We start from the raw sequence: 18,357 nt of genomic DNA, 5'->3' as shown, positions 1-18,357 counted from the left end.
AAGCGACATGTCAAGCCAAAGACTGCCGTATTCTTTAACTATCGTTATAACTAACATAATTTATTATATACCTTGAAAAATGTAGTTTCAAGACTACACTTTTTTAGCTTGAATAAATATTAAAAACCAGGAAAAATATATTTACATATAATTCCTGGCTAAAATTTTATCATCTTAACTTAATGACATTGTTTTTTACTGTCCTTACCTTTTAATATATAATATAACTATTTATTAATTTAATCATCTAATGAAAATATTGCTGTTATGTTGCCATGACCAAGAGCTTCTTTCCAGCCATCTAAGTTATCAACTTTAGCTAAACGGGTATAGCTCCAGGAGTTTGATCCATAAAAGATGACAATTTGATTGCTGTTATACAATACAATATCTCCAGCGACAGTTGCTGTATATTTATCTTGGGCTGGTAGATTATTTTTTAAGGCCCCAACTTTTTCAAAACCGCCATAATCACTCATAGAAATGGTAATTGGAGCTTGTTTAAGCATTGTTACTAAAGCATCAACAGCTTTATTCTGGCTTAAAGTAGCTTTAAAACAACGCTCATTAATCTTTATTTTAAGTTTCATTATCTAATCTCCTCGTATAAGAACATATTTTTTATTATTCAGTGATAATATCACCAGTACGATTTTCAACCGCAATTCTTAATGTAATCAAGATAAAAGCAATAACAATAAAGATAATACCACCTAAAACAATAAATGGAGTCCCCAAGGCCGATAGAAAATAGCCACAGATTGTTGTTCCAATTGTTGTACCTAAGTTTGTAGATGCCAAGAATAATCCATTAGCAAAATCTGGTGCTTTGGCTGCTGCTGTGGCTAACCAGTATTGATTGATATTGGCAGCTGCTCCAGCTAAAACACCCCATACAAAAGTTAGGATTATCATTGGAATAGTCAAATATCCAAGGAAAAATAAAATTACATATACAATTACTAGTAAAAATGGAAAGGTAGTAATAAATCCTTTAGCACGACTACTTAACATTCTTCCAGCAATTAAATTACCAATAATATTTGATAAACCATAAACTAATAACAAGATACTTACAAGACCAGATGGTAAGTTAGTAACCGCTTCTAAATATTCAGACAAGTAACTATAAACACCAAAGATTGAACCATTTAAAAAGATTACGCCAATTATTGATAACCAAACTTTTCCATCTTTTAAAACACTGACTTGTGAACCGTATGAAAGTTTTTCTTTGACTGGTAAATCAGGAACCATGAATATCGTTGCAATTAAGGCAATACCATTAACAGCTGCAAAGAAAAGCATTCCAACTTGCAATGAAGTTAAATTAGAAATAAAACTAACGATAGGCACTCCTAAGACCATTCCCGCCGAAACACCCATCATAACTTTAGCGACAGCTTTTGGCGCATCGGCTTTTTCTACAGATGAACCAGCAACCGATAAAGCTAAAGAAACATAAACGGGCTGGAAAAATGCTGGGATGATTCGAGTTATTAAGACAACTGAAAAGTTAGTTGCAAAAGCTGAAATAACATTACAAGCTGTAAAAACCCCTAATACCAGTACCATTGCTTTTTTACGATTGATACCTGACATTAATAATGGCATTGTTGGTCCTGAAAAGGCTACTATTAATGCAAACATACTGACTAAAAGACCGGCAGTTGCTATTGAAACACCATAATTTTGGGCTACTAATGGCAGTATACCAACAACTCCCATTTCGGTGTTAATAATACTAAATACACCGATTGTTAAAATGAAAATGAGTCCTTTTTTCATCTATAATTTCCTCCTTGTTTTTTCCTTCTACATAGTAGCAATTATTATTTCCAATAGCAAATACTTATATTCAATATAGTTATATGCTTATAAAGCATATAAAATTTGTGTGATTTACAGCTAATAATTATTTATTATCTTTCTTTAAAGATAAAGTTATTTTAATAATTTTACAAAAATAAAAGCTTTTTAATTGTTGCTATTATTTTAGTTACATGAATAGATTGAGCTTTTTTAACTAATAAGTTAAAATAAAAATGGTGATGAAAATGTATTTGTTGCAACAAATAGAGGAGATTACGATTGAATACAATGATGCTAGAAAAAATATTGCTGAATTTATTCTTCAAGAAGATATTGATTTAACTCAATTTACGATGCAGGAAATAGCTAATAAAACCTATACATCTAAAGCAACCTTAGTTCGTTTTGCTAAGACATTAGGATTTTCTGGCTGGAATGATTTTATGAAAAGTTATAGTAAAGAAATGATGCTTAAGAATAAGTATCAGCTATCGGTCGATGTTAATTTACCATTTAAGTCTGATGATACAACTGATGATATTATTAATAATTTATGTCAATTACAGATGGAAACATTGCAGCAAACTAAAGATCTAAATAAAGTTGAGAACTTTAAACAGGCTGCTACTATATTATTAAACAGTAAACGAATAGTAGTTTTTTGTGTTAGCAATAATATTCATAGTGCTAATTTATTTAAAAATAAAATGTTGCCAATTGGTATCGAAGTGATTGTTTGTGAAAATGATGATGGAATTTATTGGGCATCATTATTAAATGATAATGATTGTGCCATCGTCATTTCATATACTGGTAATAATCGTATAAGAGAGCCTGAATTTTTTATTGAAATTTTAAAAACAAATCGTGTTAAGATAATAAGTATTACAAGTATTGGCGATAATTATATAAGTAAAAATGCTGATTGTTGTTTGTATATGGTATCAAAAGAAAAACTTTATAGTAAAATAGCTAATTTTTCGACTGAACAGTCATTATCATATTTACTCAATTGTTTATATGCTGTAGTTTTTTCTAACAATTATGATCAGTATTTAAATCGAAAAGTTAAAAATGCTAAGCATTATGAACGAACTAGAAAATCAATATTAAATTTAATAAATGAAGACAAGGATTAACTCAAACAAGAGTTTCCTTTTTTATTTTATGTTATTTCATTTTTTTATTGATTATTTGACTAATTATGAAACGCTATTTCAAGTTTAGACAACTCATTTATTGATTATTGTATTACCTGGCAAAAAGTGATATGGTCTAGCCAAGGAGGTAAGTTAAATGTATTTTAAAGAAAGCAAAGGTTTTCCAAAAGATTTCCTTTGGGGAAGTGCGTCGGCAGCCTATCAAGTAGAAGGAGCCTGGAATGAAGATGGAAAAGGAGTTTCTAACTGGGATAAGTTCGTTAGAATTCCTGGTAAAACTTTTAAAGCCACAACTGGAGACAAGGCAGTAGACCATTATCATCGTTACAAAGAAGATGTTGCCTTAATGGCTGAGCAGGGATTAAAGACATATCGTTTTTCAATTGCCTGGACTAGAATCTATCCTAATGGAAATGGTGAAGTTAATGAAGCAGGATTACAGTTCTATGATAATTTGATCAATGAATTATTAAAATATGGAATTGAACCAATGGTAACCGTTTATCACTGGGATATGCCACAAGCCTTAGAAGATCAATATCATGGCTGGGAAAGTCGTCAAATCGTTGATGATTATGTCAACTATGCCAAAACAATCTTCAAACGTTATGGTGACCGGGTTAAATACTGGATCACCATGAATGAGCAAAATATTTTTACTGGGCATGGCTGGTTAGAAGGGATGCATCCACCAGGAAAAGTCGATGATATGCAAACATTCTGTCAGGTAAATCATCATGCCAATATGGCTCATGCTAAAAGTGTCATAGCTTTAAAGCAGATGTGGCCCGAAGCTAAAGTAGGAGCCAGCTTTGCTTATTCACCAAGTTATGCCATTGACAACAAACCGGAAAATGCGATGGCTAAAGCTGACTATGATGATCTAAAGAATTATTTCTGGATGGATGTCTATGCATACGGAAGATATCCACGAGCAGCATTGACATATTTGAGCTCACAGGGAATAACAATCAAAATGGAGCCAGAAGATGAAGCAATCCTGAAAAAAGCTGCCGGTTTAATTGATTTTATGGGGGTCAACTACTATCAAACAACAACAGTTGAATATAATGATATCAATGGAGTTGGAACGACTCATGAAATGAACAACACTGGTAAAAAAGGAACAGCGACAGTACAAGGAGTTCCGGGATTATACAAAAACCCACCAAATACTAATTTACCAACAACTGACTGGGATTGGACGATTGATCCAATGGGGCTAAGAATGTGTTGTCGTGAAATCACTTCAAGATATGATTTACCAATCGTCATCAGTGAAAATGGTCTAGGAGCATTTGATAAGTTGGAAGATGGAAAGGTTCATGATCAATATCGAACCGATTATCTAAGAGAACATATCAAAGAATTAAAGAAAGCTTGTGATGATGGTTGTCGAGTATTGGCTTATTGTACATGGTCATATACCGATCTATTAAGTTGGTTAAATGGATATCAAAAACGTTATGGATTTGTCTATGTTGATCGAGAAGAAGATGAAGATAGTGGAACATTAGATCGTTATAAAAAAGATTCATATTATTGGTATCAAAAGGTAATTGCAACAAATGGTGAAGAATTATAAAACGTATTTAATGCTGATTATTTTGATTAGTCTCAATGGCTGTGCCTGTGCTTTAACATTAAAAGCAGCAATTGGAGTCGGAGCCTGGGATGCTTTAGCTCAAACATTTTCATTAGTTACTTCAATTAAAGTAGGAACTATGGGCTTTATTTTTAATTGTGGTTGTGTTTTAGGCGAATTGTTATTATTGAAAAAAGAGTTTAATTATCGTCATATTTTACAGATTTTAGTTAGTTTTTTATTTGGATTTGTAGTTAATTTTATGACTTATAGTGTCCTGAATTTTGAATTATCTAGCTATCCTTTAAGATTAATGGCCTTAATTATTGGATATATTGGAATGGCAATATTTGTTGGCGGTATCATGGCTTTAAATGTCGTAACCTTTGCATTGGAAGGATTTTGTCTTGAACTATCGAAGAAAACAAAATTTGAATTTTCTAAAATCAGACAGTCAGTTGATATTATTGGAATTATAGTTTCGTTATTAGTTTGTTTTTTTAGTGATCTACCACTAGTTATTCGTGAGGGAACTGTTCTGGGAATGTTAATTTATGCTCCAATTTTAAAAATAGCAATGGATAAACAAATCCAATTATTTAAACAATTGGAAATAATAAATGAAAGATAAGTTTATTTTTGACAAAAAATCTATCAATAGTTACAAAAGAAAATCAGGATTAAATTAACGTATATCTAGTCGAACTCTTTAATTAGTTATCATAAGAGTTCGATTTTTGTTATTTTTAAAATAGATATTTATTACTCTACATTATCTTTTCTATTTTGTTCATGTAATTCATTTACTAGTTTTTCAATTTCATCCATTTCTTGTAAAGCTAAAATGATATCAGCAGCTGTTGCATTTTCAACTAAGCGTTTTTTTTATTCCTGGAATAGAAACGATATATGGCTTTTTATTTAAAATCCAGGCTAGAGATAGTTGGGCTGGAGAGGCGTTTTTTAGCCAGTTCTTTAAGATAATTTCTAAGTTTTGCTGATAAATCGGTTGTACAATCATTGAACCACTGAGTCAATCATCTTTAGCAAAGGTTACACCTTTTTGGAAACTATTAGTCAATAGTCCTTTCATTAATGGTGAAAAAGCAATCCAACTGATGTTATTTTCTTCAAGAAATGCAAAAAGGCTTTCATGTTTGTGGTTAATGATGCTATAGCTATTTTCTATAACTGAAATTAGACAATATTCTTCATCAGCCTCAAAAACGCTTCAGTGTAAAATTTTTCCTTCTTGAATCAGCTCGGCCATTGTTTGAGCTGCTTCTTTAATTATTGTTGCTGCTTCATCAATGTCGGTTTGTGGTCCGTTGACATGCATACATCCCATTTTAATAGCTAAAACTTTTGTTGTGCTTAGAAATCTTTTTTGGTTTATAAATCTGGTTATTTAAAGTGGCTTAAATACTATTATAAGTAAAAATTATAATCTCAAAAGAATTTTTTTATGTTTTTAATTATTGAATGTCGAGACTATTTATCCTATAATTTATTAGTCATAGTTTTATGGTTAATAAATTTAAAATGTTATCATACAAAGTTGCTCAAATTATTTATAACTATGACCTAAAAGAGAAACGATCACTAAGTATTGTTTCTCTTTTTTGATTTTATTTTAATTTTCTGCAAAAAAATATCAATAATTATTATTTAATAAAGTTGAGATAAAATAAAACAGCTAATAAACAGGCAATAAAATCTAACCATAATCCTAATTTTAAAGCATAGCGATTATTTTTTAACTGGATGCTGCCAAAATATAAGGTTACGACATAAAAAGTTGTATCACTTCCAGTTTGAATGATTGAACCAAGTAGACTGTAAGGATGATCAACACCATAATTAATAAATATATCATTCAATAAGGCTAAAGCACCATTGGAAGAAAAGGGACGGATGATCATCATCATAATGATTTCTACTGGAATTTTAAGATAATCGATGATTGGTTTTAATAAGTTTTGGAGAATTTCTAGTAAACCACAATTTTGAAAACAGGCCACCCATAAGATAAAGGCCATCATGGTGGGAAATAAGGTTATTAATAGTTTACTGCCTTCTTTTACTCCTTCGAGGAATTTAGAAAATACATCAACTTTTTTGATGATTGCTTCGATTAAAGCAATCGCTAGAATAATTAAAATTAAACTATTCATGGTGTTCAATCACCTTACTAACTACAATTCCAATCACGGTAATGATAAATCCGATAATAATACTATAAATAAAAAAACCTAATATATTTTGACTATGATAACTTTGTCTTAAAGTCATCATCGTCGTTGGAATCAATGATAATCCGGCAGTATTCATAATCACTAAAATCATCATTTCTTTACCTGGTTCATTTTCATTTTTTTGATATACTTTTAAGGCTTGCATTGCTTTTAGACCACTAATAGAGGCAAGAGAGCCAACTCCTAACAAATTGGCAATAAAATTAGCTGATAAATATGGATATACTTGTTTATCATCAATTACCGCTCCATAGATTAGCTTTAAGATAGGTTTAATGATAAATGAGAGCTGGTCAATTAAACCAGAGGCCTGAATTATATTAAGCAAACCATTCCACAGACAGGCACTTAAAACTAAAACTTTGATTAAATCAAAAACCTGCATGGGAGAATCTAGAATGGCACTTAAAAGCTGCGCCTGACTACCAGTAATAAAAGCAATAATAATAAAGATCAAGATACCGTATTTAAAGATTTTAGCCATGAAATAAGTCCTTAAAAACCATTTTAAAGCCAAGACTAAAGCGATAAGGAACTACTTTTTCTCTAGCTACTGGCTGATTATTAACTAATACGATGATTTCGTTATTTTCAAAAGCTACTTGAACTTGATCATTTTCTTTTTTGTTGACCAAAATATCAAAATCTAAATAATATTGTTGCTGTTGAAATTCGACGATTCCATGAGAAAATATTTTAGTTTCTTTTAAAGTATCGAAACATTCTTCATATTTTTGTTGATGGAATTCAAAATCGTTGCCACAATTAAAAGTAACGATAATTAAATCGAGTCCATCTTTACTAGCCATGGTTATTAAAGTTCGCTTAGCTTTTTTAGTATAGCCAGTTTTACCGCCAATACAGTATTTATAATTTGTCAGCAGCTTGTTTTTATTATGCCAGGTTCCGTTGCCGTCTTCACGTTGATATTCAACTGTCTTAACAATTTCATTGAAAATCGGATTTTGGTGACAGTAAGCCATTAATCTGGCCATATCATAGACCGTTGATTGATTGCCGTTATCTTCTTCATCTAAACCAGTAGGATTAGAAAAAGTAGTATTATGCAGCTGTAATTCTTTAGCTTTATCATTCATCATATCGACAAAATGATAAACCTCCTTTCCTACGGCTTTGGCAATCATGACGGCGGCATCATTACCGCTTCTTAGCATTAGCCCATATAGTAAATCACGCAAACTGATTTTATCGCCTATATGTATATAAATGCCACTGCCCCAGGCTTGATTGATCGTTTCATCAACCGTTATCATTGTATCTAAATCCATATTTTCAATGGCAATGATGCAGGTCATGATTTTTGAAATTGAAGCAACACTTTGAATATAATCTTCATTGCTGCCCTCTAGAACTACTTGATTACTAGCTTCCATAACAATATAGCTTTTTCCTTGAAAGGTTACCGGAGTAGTACTGTTTAAGGGAATCAAAAGTAATGAGACAATGAGATTTAAGATTGTAAGATTCACATTTATCACCATTAGTAGTTTATGCGTGTGATTTATTTTTAGAATGATTTTACTTAGGAATACTTGTTATTTTGAATTTATCGGTATATACTATTATTAGATTTGTTTTTTATCATTCAAAACTAAATAAACGTCTTTGTGGCAGGGTGCAAGTCCCTACCGATGGTGATAGTCCATGACCCATATATTAATTTATATGGCTGAGCTAGTGAAATTCTAGCACCGACGGTTACAGTCCGGATGAGAAAAGACATTTCTAAAATCTTACCTGAAGACAATTTTTGTTTTCAGGTTTTTTATTTTAGGAGGGTTTATATGAAAGAAAAAAAGATTCGTATGATTGCATTGATTGCTATTTTTGGGGCCTTGGCAGCGGTTTTAATGATGTTCCGTTTTCCGTTACCATTTATGCCACCATTTCTAAGTTTTGACTTAGCCGGTGTTCCAGAACTGATCGTTGCTTTTACTTTTGGCCCCGTAGCCGGAATTTTAGTAGTAGTATTACGGATATTGCTGCAACTGGTAATTTCCGGAACTAATTCAATGTTTACTGGGGAATTACAGGGATTGATGTTGTCATTGGCATTAGTTTTACCAGCTTCTATTATTTATTGTCATAATAAAACTAAACGAGGGGCTATTTATGGAATGCTTGCTGGTTCAATTACTAATGTTGTGGTAGCCGTGTTTACTAATATGGTAATCATTATCCCATTTTATGTTGCCTTATATGGAATGGATATGGATGCGATTATTTCCATGACTCAGGCAGTTAATCCTTATGTTGATAGTACTTTTAAACTAGTTCTGTTAGGAATTATTCCTTTCAATATTATTAAGAATTTAGCAACCTGTTTAGTTACTTTTGTAATTTATAAAAAAATCAGTCCAGTAATGCATCGTTATGCTGGTAAATAAAGGAGGTCTTAAGATGCAATTTAATGAAGGAGTAGAATTGATGTTTAAAAAGCTTGGTGACTGGAAGATCATGGCACTGGCATCAAGTGTCAATGATTATGTCATGGTAAGAAATGTTAGCTGTTTATTTTATGATCAGAAGATTTATTTTAAAACTGATAAAAATTTCCGTAAAACACAGCAGTTATTTCAAAATCCTCAGGTTGCTTTATGCTGTGGTGGGGTTCAGGTTGAAGGGATTGCTAAAAATTTAGGTTTAGTAGTTGACCAAGAAGATCATCGCTTTGAAAAACTGTATCAAAAATATCTATGGCAAAGTTATAATGCCTATAGCCATGAAGATACCGAGATTTTAATCGAGGTAACTCCAAAGTTTGTTGAAATCTGGGATGAAGACAAAAACCGTTATGCTTTCCAGACTTTTATTGATTTTGACAAAAAAACTGTTGTTGTTAAAAACTATGATTAATTTTATTGCTTTTAAAAAACTTTTCAGTATAATGATAAAAAAGTAGGTGAGATATTATATGGAAAGGTTACAAAAAGCAATTGCTGCAAGCGGCTATACATCAAGAAGAAAAGCTGAAGATTTAATTATTCAAGGTAAAGTTGCCGTTAATGGTAAAGTAGTGACTGAATTAGGAACTAAAGTTAAAAAAGGCGATTTTATTACTGTTGATGGTAAACCAATTGTTTCAGAAAACAAAGTTTATTATTTATTCTATAAACCAAAGGGATGTGTTTGTACCTTAGATGATGAATTTGATCGGACAAAAGTAACTGATTATTTCACTGATGTTAAGGAACGAATTTATCCAGTTGGACGTTTAGATTATGATACAACTGGCTTATTGATCATGTCTAATGATGGAGAGTTTGCCAATATGATCATGCACCCGCGATATCATTTAGAAAAGATCTATGAAGTGTCAATTACGGGACTAATCAATGGGGCAACATTACATAAATTAGAAAAAGGAATTTATTTAGAAGGAACAAAAACATTACCTTGTAAGATCAAAATAATTAGTAAAGATATTGAACATAAAACTACGGTTTTAAGAATTAAGTTGTATGAAGGTAAAAATCGCCAAGTTAAAAAGATGTTTGAAAGTGTTGGACATCCAGTAAAAAGATTACATCGTTTAAGTGTTGGCTGTGTTAATTTAAAAGGATTGACGCCTGGTAAATATCGAATTTTAAAACCGCAGGAAGTTAAGGATTTAAAGAAATTAGTTAATGGAAATAAGTATTAACTAAAATCCGACAAATATTTTAAATTGATTGGTGCATACTAATTTTTGGGTGATGGAAATGAGAATACAAATAGTTGAACCGCAAAATAAAGTTGAATGTGGAATTTGTAAAGCTGAAGGTGACTGGATCAAAAGAATTAATATTCGGGGGATTCAAGCTTTATATTGTTTAAAATGCGATACAGTAACGATGTTTACTAAAATGCCTTCTAAATATGTTTATCGAGCTTTGAAAAAAGAAACTGATAATATTCGCCAAGAATATTTATTACAACAGGCTGCTAAAGATAAATAAATTTATTGACTTTAAAAAAATAAATATGTAGAATGTATTTGAATATAGATGCAATGATTTAGGACATGTTTAGATAATTCTTTGATGTAGAGAAAAGGCGGCTGGTGAAAGCCTTGATAAGGTTATTTAGGTACTCCCTAATATGCAACACTCGAAAGAGAATGTCGGTAGCGCGTTATAGCTTTGAGGTTACGAATGTAACGAATAAAGGTGGTACCACGATGCTCTCGTCCTTTGGGATGAGAGTTTTTTTATTGAAAGGGGGTAATAAGTTGGCCCAGTTAGTGTATCCAGATTATCATCATGAAGCTATGATAAAGGCTTATTTACAAGAAACCTATGATTTTGGTGAAGATTATATTAATGGTGATGGGGGCTTACAATTTTATGATGATTATCGAACCTGGTTGAAAAAAGAAAAGCAAAATCATTTAGGAATAAATTTAGATCCTGGTTATGTTCCAGGGACAACTTATTTTTATCTAGAAAATGACCAAATCGTTGGAACTATTAATTTGCGTCATTGTTTAAATGATAGCTTGAATAAAATTGGAGGCCATATTGGTTATAGCATCTTGCCAAGTAAACGACAACTTGGCTATGCTACATCAATGCTTCAAGAAGTGATTAAAATAGCTAAAAGATGGGAAATTTATCCTTTATTACTAACTTGTAAACAAGAAAACATCGCTTCTAGAAAAACGATTGAAAAATGTGGCGGAAAATTTGAAAATAAATATTATGATAAGGAAACAAAAGAAACATATTTACGTTTCTGGATAGGAGAGAAAGATGATTAATTTTAAAGAAGATGAACAATTAAGTGTATTAAATCACTCTTGTGCTCATGTCATGGCTCAAGCAGTCAAACATTTATATCCTCAAGCTAAATTTTGGGTAGGACCAGTAGTTAGTGAAGGATTTTATTATGACATCGATCTTGGTGATGAAGTAATTAAAGATGAAGACATTCCTAAGATTGAAAAAGAAATGAAAAAAATCTGTAAAGATGGAAAACGTATCGTACGTGAAGAAATTACTAAAGAAGAAGCGTTAGAAATGTTTAAAGATGATGAATATAAAATCGATTTAATCAATCATTTTGAAGCTGGTACTAACATTAGCTGTTATCGTCAAGGTGATTTTGTAGATCTTTGTCGTGGTCCTCATGTTGAGACCGTTAAAGCCTGCCGTAATTTTAAATTAATTAAACATTCTGGAGCTTATTGGAAAGGGGATAAAAACAATAAGGTATTGCAAAGAATCTATGGTGTTTGTTTCCCAACTCCAGAACAATTACAAGAACATCTGGCAATGTTAGAAGATGCAAAAAATCGTGATCATCGTAAAATCGGTAAAGAATTAAGTTTATTCATGAATCATCGTCTTGTTGGGGCTGGAATGCCTATGTGGCTACCAAAAGGGGCTTTTATTAGACGTCAATTAGAAAATTATATTTATGAAAAAGAACGAGCTTTAGGATATGATCATGTTTATAGTCCTTGTGTTGGAACTGTTGATTTATATAAAACTTCAGGACACTGGGATCATTATAAAGATGATATGTTCCCAGTAATGAAAGTTGATGACGAAGAGTTTGTCTTACGACCAATGAACTGTCCTCATCATATGTTGATTTACAAAAATTCTTTACATTCTTATCGTGATTTACCAATTAGAATTGGTGAATTTGCTACTGACTTTAGATATGAAGCCAGTGGGGCCGTTAAAGGATTGGAAAGAGTTCGTTGTATGTGCCAAAACGATGCTCATTTATTTGTGACATCGGAACAAATTGGTGAAGAATTTAAAAAAGTTGTTAGCTTGATTCTAGATGTTTATAAAGACTTTGGAATTAAAGATTATAAATTTAGATTATCTTTACGGGATAAAAATGATAAAGAGAAATATTTTGATGATGATCAAATGTGGGATGCAGCTGAGACTAAATTAAGAGAAGTATTAAATGATTTAGGATTAGATTATTTTGAAGCAGTTGGTGAAGCAGCTTTTTATGGACCTAAATTGGACGTTGAAGTTAAACCAGCGGTTGGACCTGAAGTTACTCTTTCTACTTGTCAGTTAGACTTTTTATTACCACGACGTTTTGAACTTACATATGTTGATAAAGATGGTTCTAAACAAATACCAGTGGTATTGCACCGAGCTATTTTTGGAACATTTGATCGTTTCACTGCTTTCTTGATTGAAGAAACTAAAGGAGTATTCCCATTATGGTTAGCACCAACACAAATCAAAGTGTTACCAGTTAATAATGAATATCATTTAGATTATGCAATGGAAATCAATTCATTATTAAAGCAACAAGGATTAAGAGCTGAATTAGATGCCCGAGAAGAAAAATTAGGTTATCGAATTCGTGAAGGACAAATGGAAAAAGTACCATATTTATTAGTACTTGGTAATAATGAACGCGATCAACGTACGGTTACTTATCGTTTACATGGTCAACAAAAACAAACTACTGTACCATTTGATGATTTTGTAGCGATGGTTCAAAAACAAGTTGCTAATCGTGAATAAAACATCTGGTTTCAGATGTTTTATTTCTAAATATTAAAGAAGAGGTGAAATTATGGCATTATATTTAGCGATGGATGTTGGTGGAACATCAATCAAATATGGAGTTATTGATGATTTGGGTGTAATTAAAAGTCAAGGAAAAGTAGTTACGCCTGATTCTTTAGAAAAAATGTATCAAATCATGGAAGATATCTATCATCAAATTGATCAAAAAATTGATGGGATTGCCTTAAGTATGCCAGGAGCTGTTGATAGCGAAGTGGGAATTATTGAAGGTTCTAGTGCGCTAGATTATATTCATGGTCCTAATATTAAAAACGATTTGATGCAACGGTTAAATTTACGAGTAACTATTGAAAATGATGCTAACTGTGCTGCTTTAGCTGAGGTTTGGAAAGGGGCTGCCAGTAAGGTTAATGATTGTATGTTTATTGTCAGTGGTACGGGAATTGGTGGCGCTGTAGTTAAAAATCGTCTGATTCATAAAGGTAAACATCTTCATGGTGGTGAATTTGGCTATATGGTAGCTTTAAATGATATTGAAAACGATCAATATATTTGCTGGTCTGAAGCTGGATCAACAGTTGCGGTTGTAAAAGCGGTTGCCAAAGAATTAGATGTCCCAGTAGAAAGTTTAGATGGGAAAGAAATTTTTGATCAGGCTGATACTAATCCAGTTTATCAAAAATATGTGAATCAATATTATAGTGTTTTGGCAATGGGAATTTTTAATTTACAATATGTTTATGATCCTGAGATGATTGTCATTGGAGGGGCGATTAGTGCCCGTGATGATTTAATTGAACAAGTAGAGAGTCATTTAGATAAAATTTATCAAAAAATCTCTCATGCCAAGATTCGTCCACAAGTGGTAAAATGTCATTTTGCTGGTGAAGCTAATTTAATTGGAGCAGTTTATCATTTTCTTAACAGTTAGACATTAAAAATTCATAAAGAAGTTGTACAATTAGAAAAAAGAAAAAGGGGAGAAATCAAAATGAAAAAAGAAGCACCTAGAATTAATACCCAACTTAGAAGTCATACAATTATGGTGCCCGAATGTATTCGTGATGCTAGCGGAATCATCATCAATGGAAAAAGAATTAAATCGTTATTGTTTTCTACTGATGTTGCCGTGATTTCTAATTGTAATGCTGATGCAGTTATTGCGGTGTATCCTTTTACACCAACGATGCAAATTACTAATTCAATTATTGATGTAGCCCAGCGACCAGTTTTTGCTGGAGTAGGGGGTGGAACTACTGCCGGACCGCGAGTTCGTGAAATTGCTTTAGATGCCGAACTTCATGGAGCCACAGCTGTAGTACTAAACGCACCTACTAAAACAGAGTTTATCCAGGAATTAGTAGAATATGTTGATATTCCTGTCGTTCTTTCAATTGTATCTTTAAATGAAAATTTAGAAGAAAGAATGTTGCAATCAGGAGCTAGAATTGTTAACGTTTCTGGTGGAAAAAATACTGTTGCTATCGTCAAAAAATTACGTGAAATATCACCGGATTTTCCAATAATAGCCACTGGTGGTCCAACGGTAGAAACTATTCAGGAGGTTATTGCAGCTGGAGCTAATGCTGTTACCTATACGCCACCTTCAAATGGTGATATTTTTAAAGAAATGATGGAAGAATATCGACATCGCTGTCAACCAAAATTGCAAAAATAATTGATATAATGAATGGAGGAGAAAATGAAACAATATTTAGATATGTGTCGTTATGTCTTAGAAAATGGGGAAGACCGACAAGATCGCACTGGGACTGGAACTCGAAGTGTATTTGGGTATCAGACTCGTTATGATTTACGTGATGGTTTTCCGCTATTAACGACTAAAAAAATGTATATCCGTCCTATCGCTGAAGAATTGTTATGGTTTATCAAAGGTGATACCAATATTAAATATTTAGTAGATCGTAATGTTAAGATCTGGAATGAATGGCCATATGAAAACTTTAAAAAATCAGCTGATTATAACGGTGAAACGATTGAGGAATTTGTAGCTAAGATTAAAGAAAATGATGATTTTGCTTTAAAATATGGTGATTTAGGGCCAGTTTATGGAGCTCAATGGCGTAATTTTAATTACGAAGGGGTTGATCAATTAGCTAAATTAGTTGATTCATTAAAAAACAATCCTTTTTCTCGGCGTCATATTATTTGCGCCTGGAATCCAGCTCAAGTTGATAATATGGCATTACCACCATGTCATGCATTTTTACAATTTTATGTTAGTGCTGATAAAAAATATTTATCTTGCCAGCTTTATCAAAGAAGTGCTGATATCTTTTTGGGAGTTCCATTTAATATTGCCTCATATGCACTGATGACTGAAATGCTTGCACGAACTTGCGGTTATCAAGCTAAAGAATTTGTTCATACAATTGGTGATGCACACATTTATTTGAATCATCTTGATGTAATTAAAGAACAGCTGACCCGTAAGCCGTTAGAAAAATGCCAATTAGTTTTAAATCCGGAAGTAAAATCAATCTTTGACTATAAAATTGAAGATATTAAGATTGAAAATTACCAGAGTTATGGTAGATTATATGGAAAGGTTAGTGTTTAATGATTAGTATCATTGTCGCAACAGATGAAGATTTATTAATTGGCAAAGAAGATTCAAAAAATGGGATGCCTTGGAATGTTCCTGAAGATTTAAAACATTTTAAAGCAACAACAATCAATAAAACGATTTTAATGGGACTTACTACATACAAAGCAATTGGCAGACCGTTACCAAATCGTAAAACAATCGTAGTTAGTTTAGAACCATTTGAAGATAGTCGTGTTGAAGTACGGTCTTCTTTAGATGAAGTAATTAAAGAGTATCAAGATAGTGGTGAGGATTTATTTATTTCTGGTGGCGCTTCTATTTATCGACAATGCTTACCAGTTGCCGATCGTTTATTAATTTCTAGAATTCCAGGCAAGCACCAGGGTGAAACATATTTTCCTGATTTTAAGCAATATAATTATCAATTGGTGGAAACAAAACCTTTTGAAACATTTACATTAGAAATATATGAAAGGAAATCATAATGAAAAGAATTGCATTAATTGTCATTAGAGTAATATGGCGTCTACCATATTGGTGGGGCTATAAAGTTAATAAATACAAAAATACTGAAAAATATTCATTAGAAGAACGGTATGCTTTTGTATATAATCTAATACCAATTATATTAAAAAAAGGTAGAATTAACCTGGAATGCTATGGGTTAGAAAATCTGCCAGAAAAATCAGGATATTTATTAGCTCCTAATCATCAGGGATTATTTGATCCTGTTGCCATTTTCAGTACTCACAAACGTCCAATTCGGGCAATCGTAAAAAAGGAATTAGCTTCAGTTATTTTGGTTAAAGATGTTTTAAAAATGCTGGAATTTATTCCGATGGATCGTAGTAATGTTCGTGAGGGTGCTAAAATTATAAAATATTGTTCTAGTGAGGTTGCTAATGGACATAATTTCTTTGTTTATCCAGAAGGAACTAGAAGTAGAAAAGGAAATCAGATCTTAGAATTTAAAGGTGGTACTTTCAAAATTGCCACTAAAGCAAAAGCACCAATTGTACCAGTAGCGATGATTGATTGTTATAAGGTTTTTGATCGTAATACTATCAAAAAAACTACAGCTCAAATTCATTATTTAAAACCGATTTATTATGAAGAATATAAAGATATGCACACTAATGATATTGCTAAAATGGTCCATGATCGAATTGAAGCTTGTATTAAAGAAAATGAACCTCAAGAAGTATAACCACCGTTATACTTCTTTTCTTAAATGCTAAATTTGACTAGATTGATAGTTTTAAATGGAAAGATAATATGTTATATTTATATTAGCTATTAGGAGGTATAAAAATGGCACTAAAAAATGCATATATGTATATTAATACTAATTTAAATCTTCCTTTTACTTTAAGTGAAGAAATTGATGAAAATTTAATTTATGGTTGTGATGATTTAATTGAAGATCTACAAAAAGATATTGAAAAATATGGAAAAGAGCAAATGGCTCGATTGTATCCAGATTCTTTAAGAGAAGTAATTATTTTTGATAATTATAAAATTATTAATGATAATACTGCTGAAAACAGTGCTTATATTGATTTGACATTAGGGCAATTGCTTAACATCTACAAGTTACAAAATAGTCATGCTACTGATAACACAGAAATTGATAACTAAAGCTGGTTTTAATAAATAACCAGTTTTTTATTAAAAATGGAAATAGTAGTTAATGGTGTTAAGCTGTATTATCAAAAAATTGGTCATGGAAAACCGTTAATTATGGTTCATGGTAATGGCGAAGATCATCATATTTTTGATGAAGCAGTAACCATACTAAAAGAAAAATATACTTGTTATTGCCTCGATAGTCGGGGACATGGGCAAAGTCAGATCGTTGATGAGTATGATTATCAAATCATGGCTGATGATGTTATTGCTTTGATTCAATCTTTAGGCTTGAAAGATGTATATTATTATGGTTTTAGTGATGGGGGTATCATTGGTTTGTATGTGGCTCTAAAAAGCAATTTAATTGATAAGATGGTTCTTAGTGGTACTAATTATCAAGTAAGGGGAATTAAATTCTGGGTTCGTTTATTGATGCGATGTGAATATTTGATCAAACGTGATGCTAAAATTTTAATGATGCTAAAACAACCACACCTTACTATAAATGAGCTGCAACAAATTCAAATACCAGCTTTAATTGTTGCTGGAAGTAAAGATTTAATTAAATATGATCACACTCGGTCTTTAGCTAAAGCTTTAAAGCGTGGTCAGCTTTTAATTATTCCTGGTGAAAACCATGGTAGTTATATTATCAAGAGTCAAAAAATTGCTAAAATATTATTAGATTATTTAAAATAGGGAGGTGTTACCTCCAATGTCGTCAATTTAAGAAGATTAAAAACGGATAGAAATCTATCAAGATATCTATCCTTTTTAATCTTAAATTATAAAAGAATATATTAGCTATATCAATAGATATTCCAATGATTTTATGATA

General features: G+C 31.7%; 22 protein-coding genes, 1 pseudogene and 1 riboswitch. Of the genes and pseudogenes, 16 read left to right on the top strand and 7 right to left on the bottom strand.

Annotation, left to right across the window (positions count from 1 at the left end; genetic code table 11):
* Positions 1-239 precede the first annotated feature (239 nt).
* On the bottom strand, positions 240-590 hold the full coding sequence (locus Q0K54_RS02750; RefSeq protein ID WP_294578318.1) for a cyclophilin-like fold protein: 351 nt from the start codon (positions 588-590) through the stop codon (positions 240-242).
* Positions 591-624: 34 nt separating this feature from the next.
* Entirely contained in the window at positions 625-1,788 is a 1,164-nt protein-coding gene (locus Q0K54_RS02745) for an MFS transporter (RefSeq protein WP_294578317.1), read from the bottom strand.
* 269 nt (positions 1,789-2,057) lie between these two features.
* Between Q0K54_RS02745 and Q0K54_RS02740 the strand changes: the two genes are divergently transcribed.
* From Q0K54_RS02740 to Q0K54_RS02730, 3 genes are all read left to right on the top strand, one after another.
* Positions 2,058-2,951, top strand: a complete 894-nt coding sequence (locus Q0K54_RS02740; RefSeq protein ID WP_294578316.1) for a MurR/RpiR family transcriptional regulator — start codon at positions 2,058-2,060, stop codon at positions 2,949-2,951.
* Between the two features lie 157 nt (positions 2,952-3,108).
* A complete protein-coding gene (locus tag Q0K54_RS02735; RefSeq protein WP_294578315.1) occupies positions 3,109-4,557 on the top strand; it encodes a glycoside hydrolase family 1 protein in 1,449 nt (482 codons plus the stop codon).
* Positions 4,541-5,188, top strand: a complete 648-nt coding sequence (locus Q0K54_RS02730) for a YitT family protein (protein ID WP_294578314.1) — start codon at positions 4,541-4,543, stop codon at positions 5,186-5,188. The genes Q0K54_RS02735 and Q0K54_RS02730 overlap by 17 nt, the downstream gene beginning before the upstream one ends.
* Positions 5,189-5,425: 237 nt before the next feature.
* Here the strand turns inward: Q0K54_RS02730 and Q0K54_RS02725 are convergent, their stop codons facing one another.
* From Q0K54_RS02725 to Q0K54_RS02710, 5 genes and pseudogenes are all read right to left on the bottom strand, one after another.
* On the bottom strand, positions 5,426-5,578 hold the full coding sequence (locus Q0K54_RS02725; RefSeq protein ID WP_294578313.1) for a hypothetical protein: 153 nt from the start codon (positions 5,576-5,578) through the stop codon (positions 5,426-5,428).
* Between the two features lie 12 nt (positions 5,579-5,590).
* Positions 5,591-5,761: pseudogene (locus Q0K54_RS13765) on the bottom strand (aldo/keto reductase); the annotation flags it as partial.
* Positions 5,762-6,221: 460 nt separating this feature from the next.
* On the bottom strand, positions 6,222-6,731 hold the full coding sequence (locus Q0K54_RS02720; RefSeq protein ID WP_294578312.1) for a spore maturation protein B: 510 nt from the start codon (positions 6,729-6,731) through the stop codon (positions 6,222-6,224).
* Positions 6,724-7,296, bottom strand: coding sequence for a hypothetical protein (locus tag Q0K54_RS02715; RefSeq protein WP_294578311.1), 573 nt, complete (start codon positions 7,294-7,296; stop codon positions 6,724-6,726). The genes Q0K54_RS02720 and Q0K54_RS02715 overlap by 8 nt, the downstream gene beginning before the upstream one ends.
* A complete protein-coding gene (locus Q0K54_RS02710; protein WP_294578310.1) occupies positions 7,289-8,302 on the bottom strand; it encodes a D-alanyl-D-alanine carboxypeptidase family protein in 1,014 nt (337 codons plus the stop codon). Before Q0K54_RS02710 ends, Q0K54_RS02715 begins: the two co-directional genes overlap by 8 nt.
* Positions 8,303-8,430: 128 nt before the next feature.
* A riboswitch (FMN riboswitch) is annotated at positions 8,431-8,558 on the top strand.
* 59 nt (positions 8,559-8,617) lie between these two features.
* Between Q0K54_RS02710 and Q0K54_RS02705 the strand changes: the two genes are divergently transcribed.
* The 13 genes from Q0K54_RS02705 (at position 8,618) to Q0K54_RS02645 (ending at position 18,218) form a co-directional block, all read left to right on the top strand.
* A complete protein-coding gene (locus tag Q0K54_RS02705; protein WP_294578309.1) occupies positions 8,618-9,220 on the top strand; it encodes an ECF transporter S component in 603 nt (200 codons plus the stop codon).
* 13 nt (positions 9,221-9,233) lie between these two features.
* Positions 9,234-9,689: a pyridoxamine 5'-phosphate oxidase family protein gene (locus Q0K54_RS02700; RefSeq protein ID WP_294578308.1), complete on the top strand. Its 456-nt coding sequence runs from the start codon at positions 9,234-9,236 to the stop codon at positions 9,687-9,689.
* 58 nt (positions 9,690-9,747) lie between these two features.
* On the top strand, positions 9,748-10,476 hold the full coding sequence (locus tag Q0K54_RS02695; protein ID WP_294578307.1) for a pseudouridine synthase: 729 nt from the start codon (positions 9,748-9,750) through the stop codon (positions 10,474-10,476).
* A gap of 58 nt (positions 10,477-10,534) precedes the next feature.
* Positions 10,535-10,771 (top strand): hypothetical protein, encoded by a 237-nt coding sequence (locus Q0K54_RS02690; RefSeq protein WP_294578306.1) that lies wholly within the window; start codon positions 10,535-10,537, stop codon positions 10,769-10,771.
* A gap of 272 nt (positions 10,772-11,043) precedes the next feature.
* Positions 11,044-11,571 carry a GNAT family N-acetyltransferase gene (locus Q0K54_RS02685; RefSeq protein WP_294578305.1) on the top strand — a complete coding sequence of 176 codons (528 nt, stop codon included), beginning with the start codon at positions 11,044-11,046 and terminating at the stop codon, positions 11,569-11,571.
* Positions 11,564-13,315: a threonine--tRNA ligase gene (thrS, locus tag Q0K54_RS02680; RefSeq protein ID WP_294578304.1), complete on the top strand. Its 1,752-nt coding sequence runs from the start codon at positions 11,564-11,566 to the stop codon at positions 13,313-13,315. The genes Q0K54_RS02685 and thrS overlap by 8 nt, the downstream gene beginning before the upstream one ends.
* Before the next feature lie 52 nt (positions 13,316-13,367).
* Positions 13,368-14,252, top strand: a complete 885-nt coding sequence (locus tag Q0K54_RS02675; RefSeq protein ID WP_294578303.1) for an ROK family protein — start codon at positions 13,368-13,370, stop codon at positions 14,250-14,252.
* A gap of 60 nt (positions 14,253-14,312) precedes the next feature.
* Complete coding sequence (locus tag Q0K54_RS02670; protein ID WP_294578302.1) at positions 14,313-14,999, top strand: hydrolase; 687 nt, start codon at positions 14,313-14,315, stop codon at positions 14,997-14,999.
* Between the two features lie 24 nt (positions 15,000-15,023).
* Positions 15,024-15,902 carry a thymidylate synthase gene (locus Q0K54_RS02665; protein WP_294578301.1) on the top strand — a complete coding sequence of 293 codons (879 nt, stop codon included), beginning with the start codon at positions 15,024-15,026 and terminating at the stop codon, positions 15,900-15,902.
* The gene (locus Q0K54_RS02660; protein ID WP_294578300.1) at positions 15,902-16,375 is read left to right on the top strand and encodes a dihydrofolate reductase; all 474 of its coding nucleotides are present in this window, start codon (positions 15,902-15,904) and stop codon (positions 16,373-16,375) included. Before Q0K54_RS02665 ends, Q0K54_RS02660 begins: the two co-directional genes overlap by 1 nt.
* Positions 16,375-17,097, top strand: coding sequence for a 1-acyl-sn-glycerol-3-phosphate acyltransferase (locus tag Q0K54_RS02655; protein ID WP_294578299.1), 723 nt, complete (start codon positions 16,375-16,377; stop codon positions 17,095-17,097). The genes Q0K54_RS02660 and Q0K54_RS02655 overlap by 1 nt, the downstream gene beginning before the upstream one ends.
* A gap of 104 nt (positions 17,098-17,201) precedes the next feature.
* Positions 17,202-17,528, top strand: coding sequence for a hypothetical protein (locus tag Q0K54_RS02650; RefSeq protein WP_294578298.1), 327 nt, complete (start codon positions 17,202-17,204; stop codon positions 17,526-17,528).
* 36 nt (positions 17,529-17,564) lie between these two features.
* On the top strand, positions 17,565-18,218 hold the full coding sequence (locus Q0K54_RS02645; RefSeq protein WP_294578297.1) for an alpha/beta fold hydrolase: 654 nt from the start codon (positions 17,565-17,567) through the stop codon (positions 18,216-18,218).
* Positions 18,219-18,357: the final 139 nt, after the last annotated feature.

This window comes from uncultured Thomasclavelia sp., assembly GCF_944324745.1.
GTDB lineage: Bacteria > Bacillota_I > Bacilli_A > Erysipelotrichales > Coprobacillaceae > Thomasclavelia.
The sequence above is the reverse complement of the archived record's forward strand: the minus strand, read 5'-3'. Positions and strand labels throughout refer to the sequence as shown.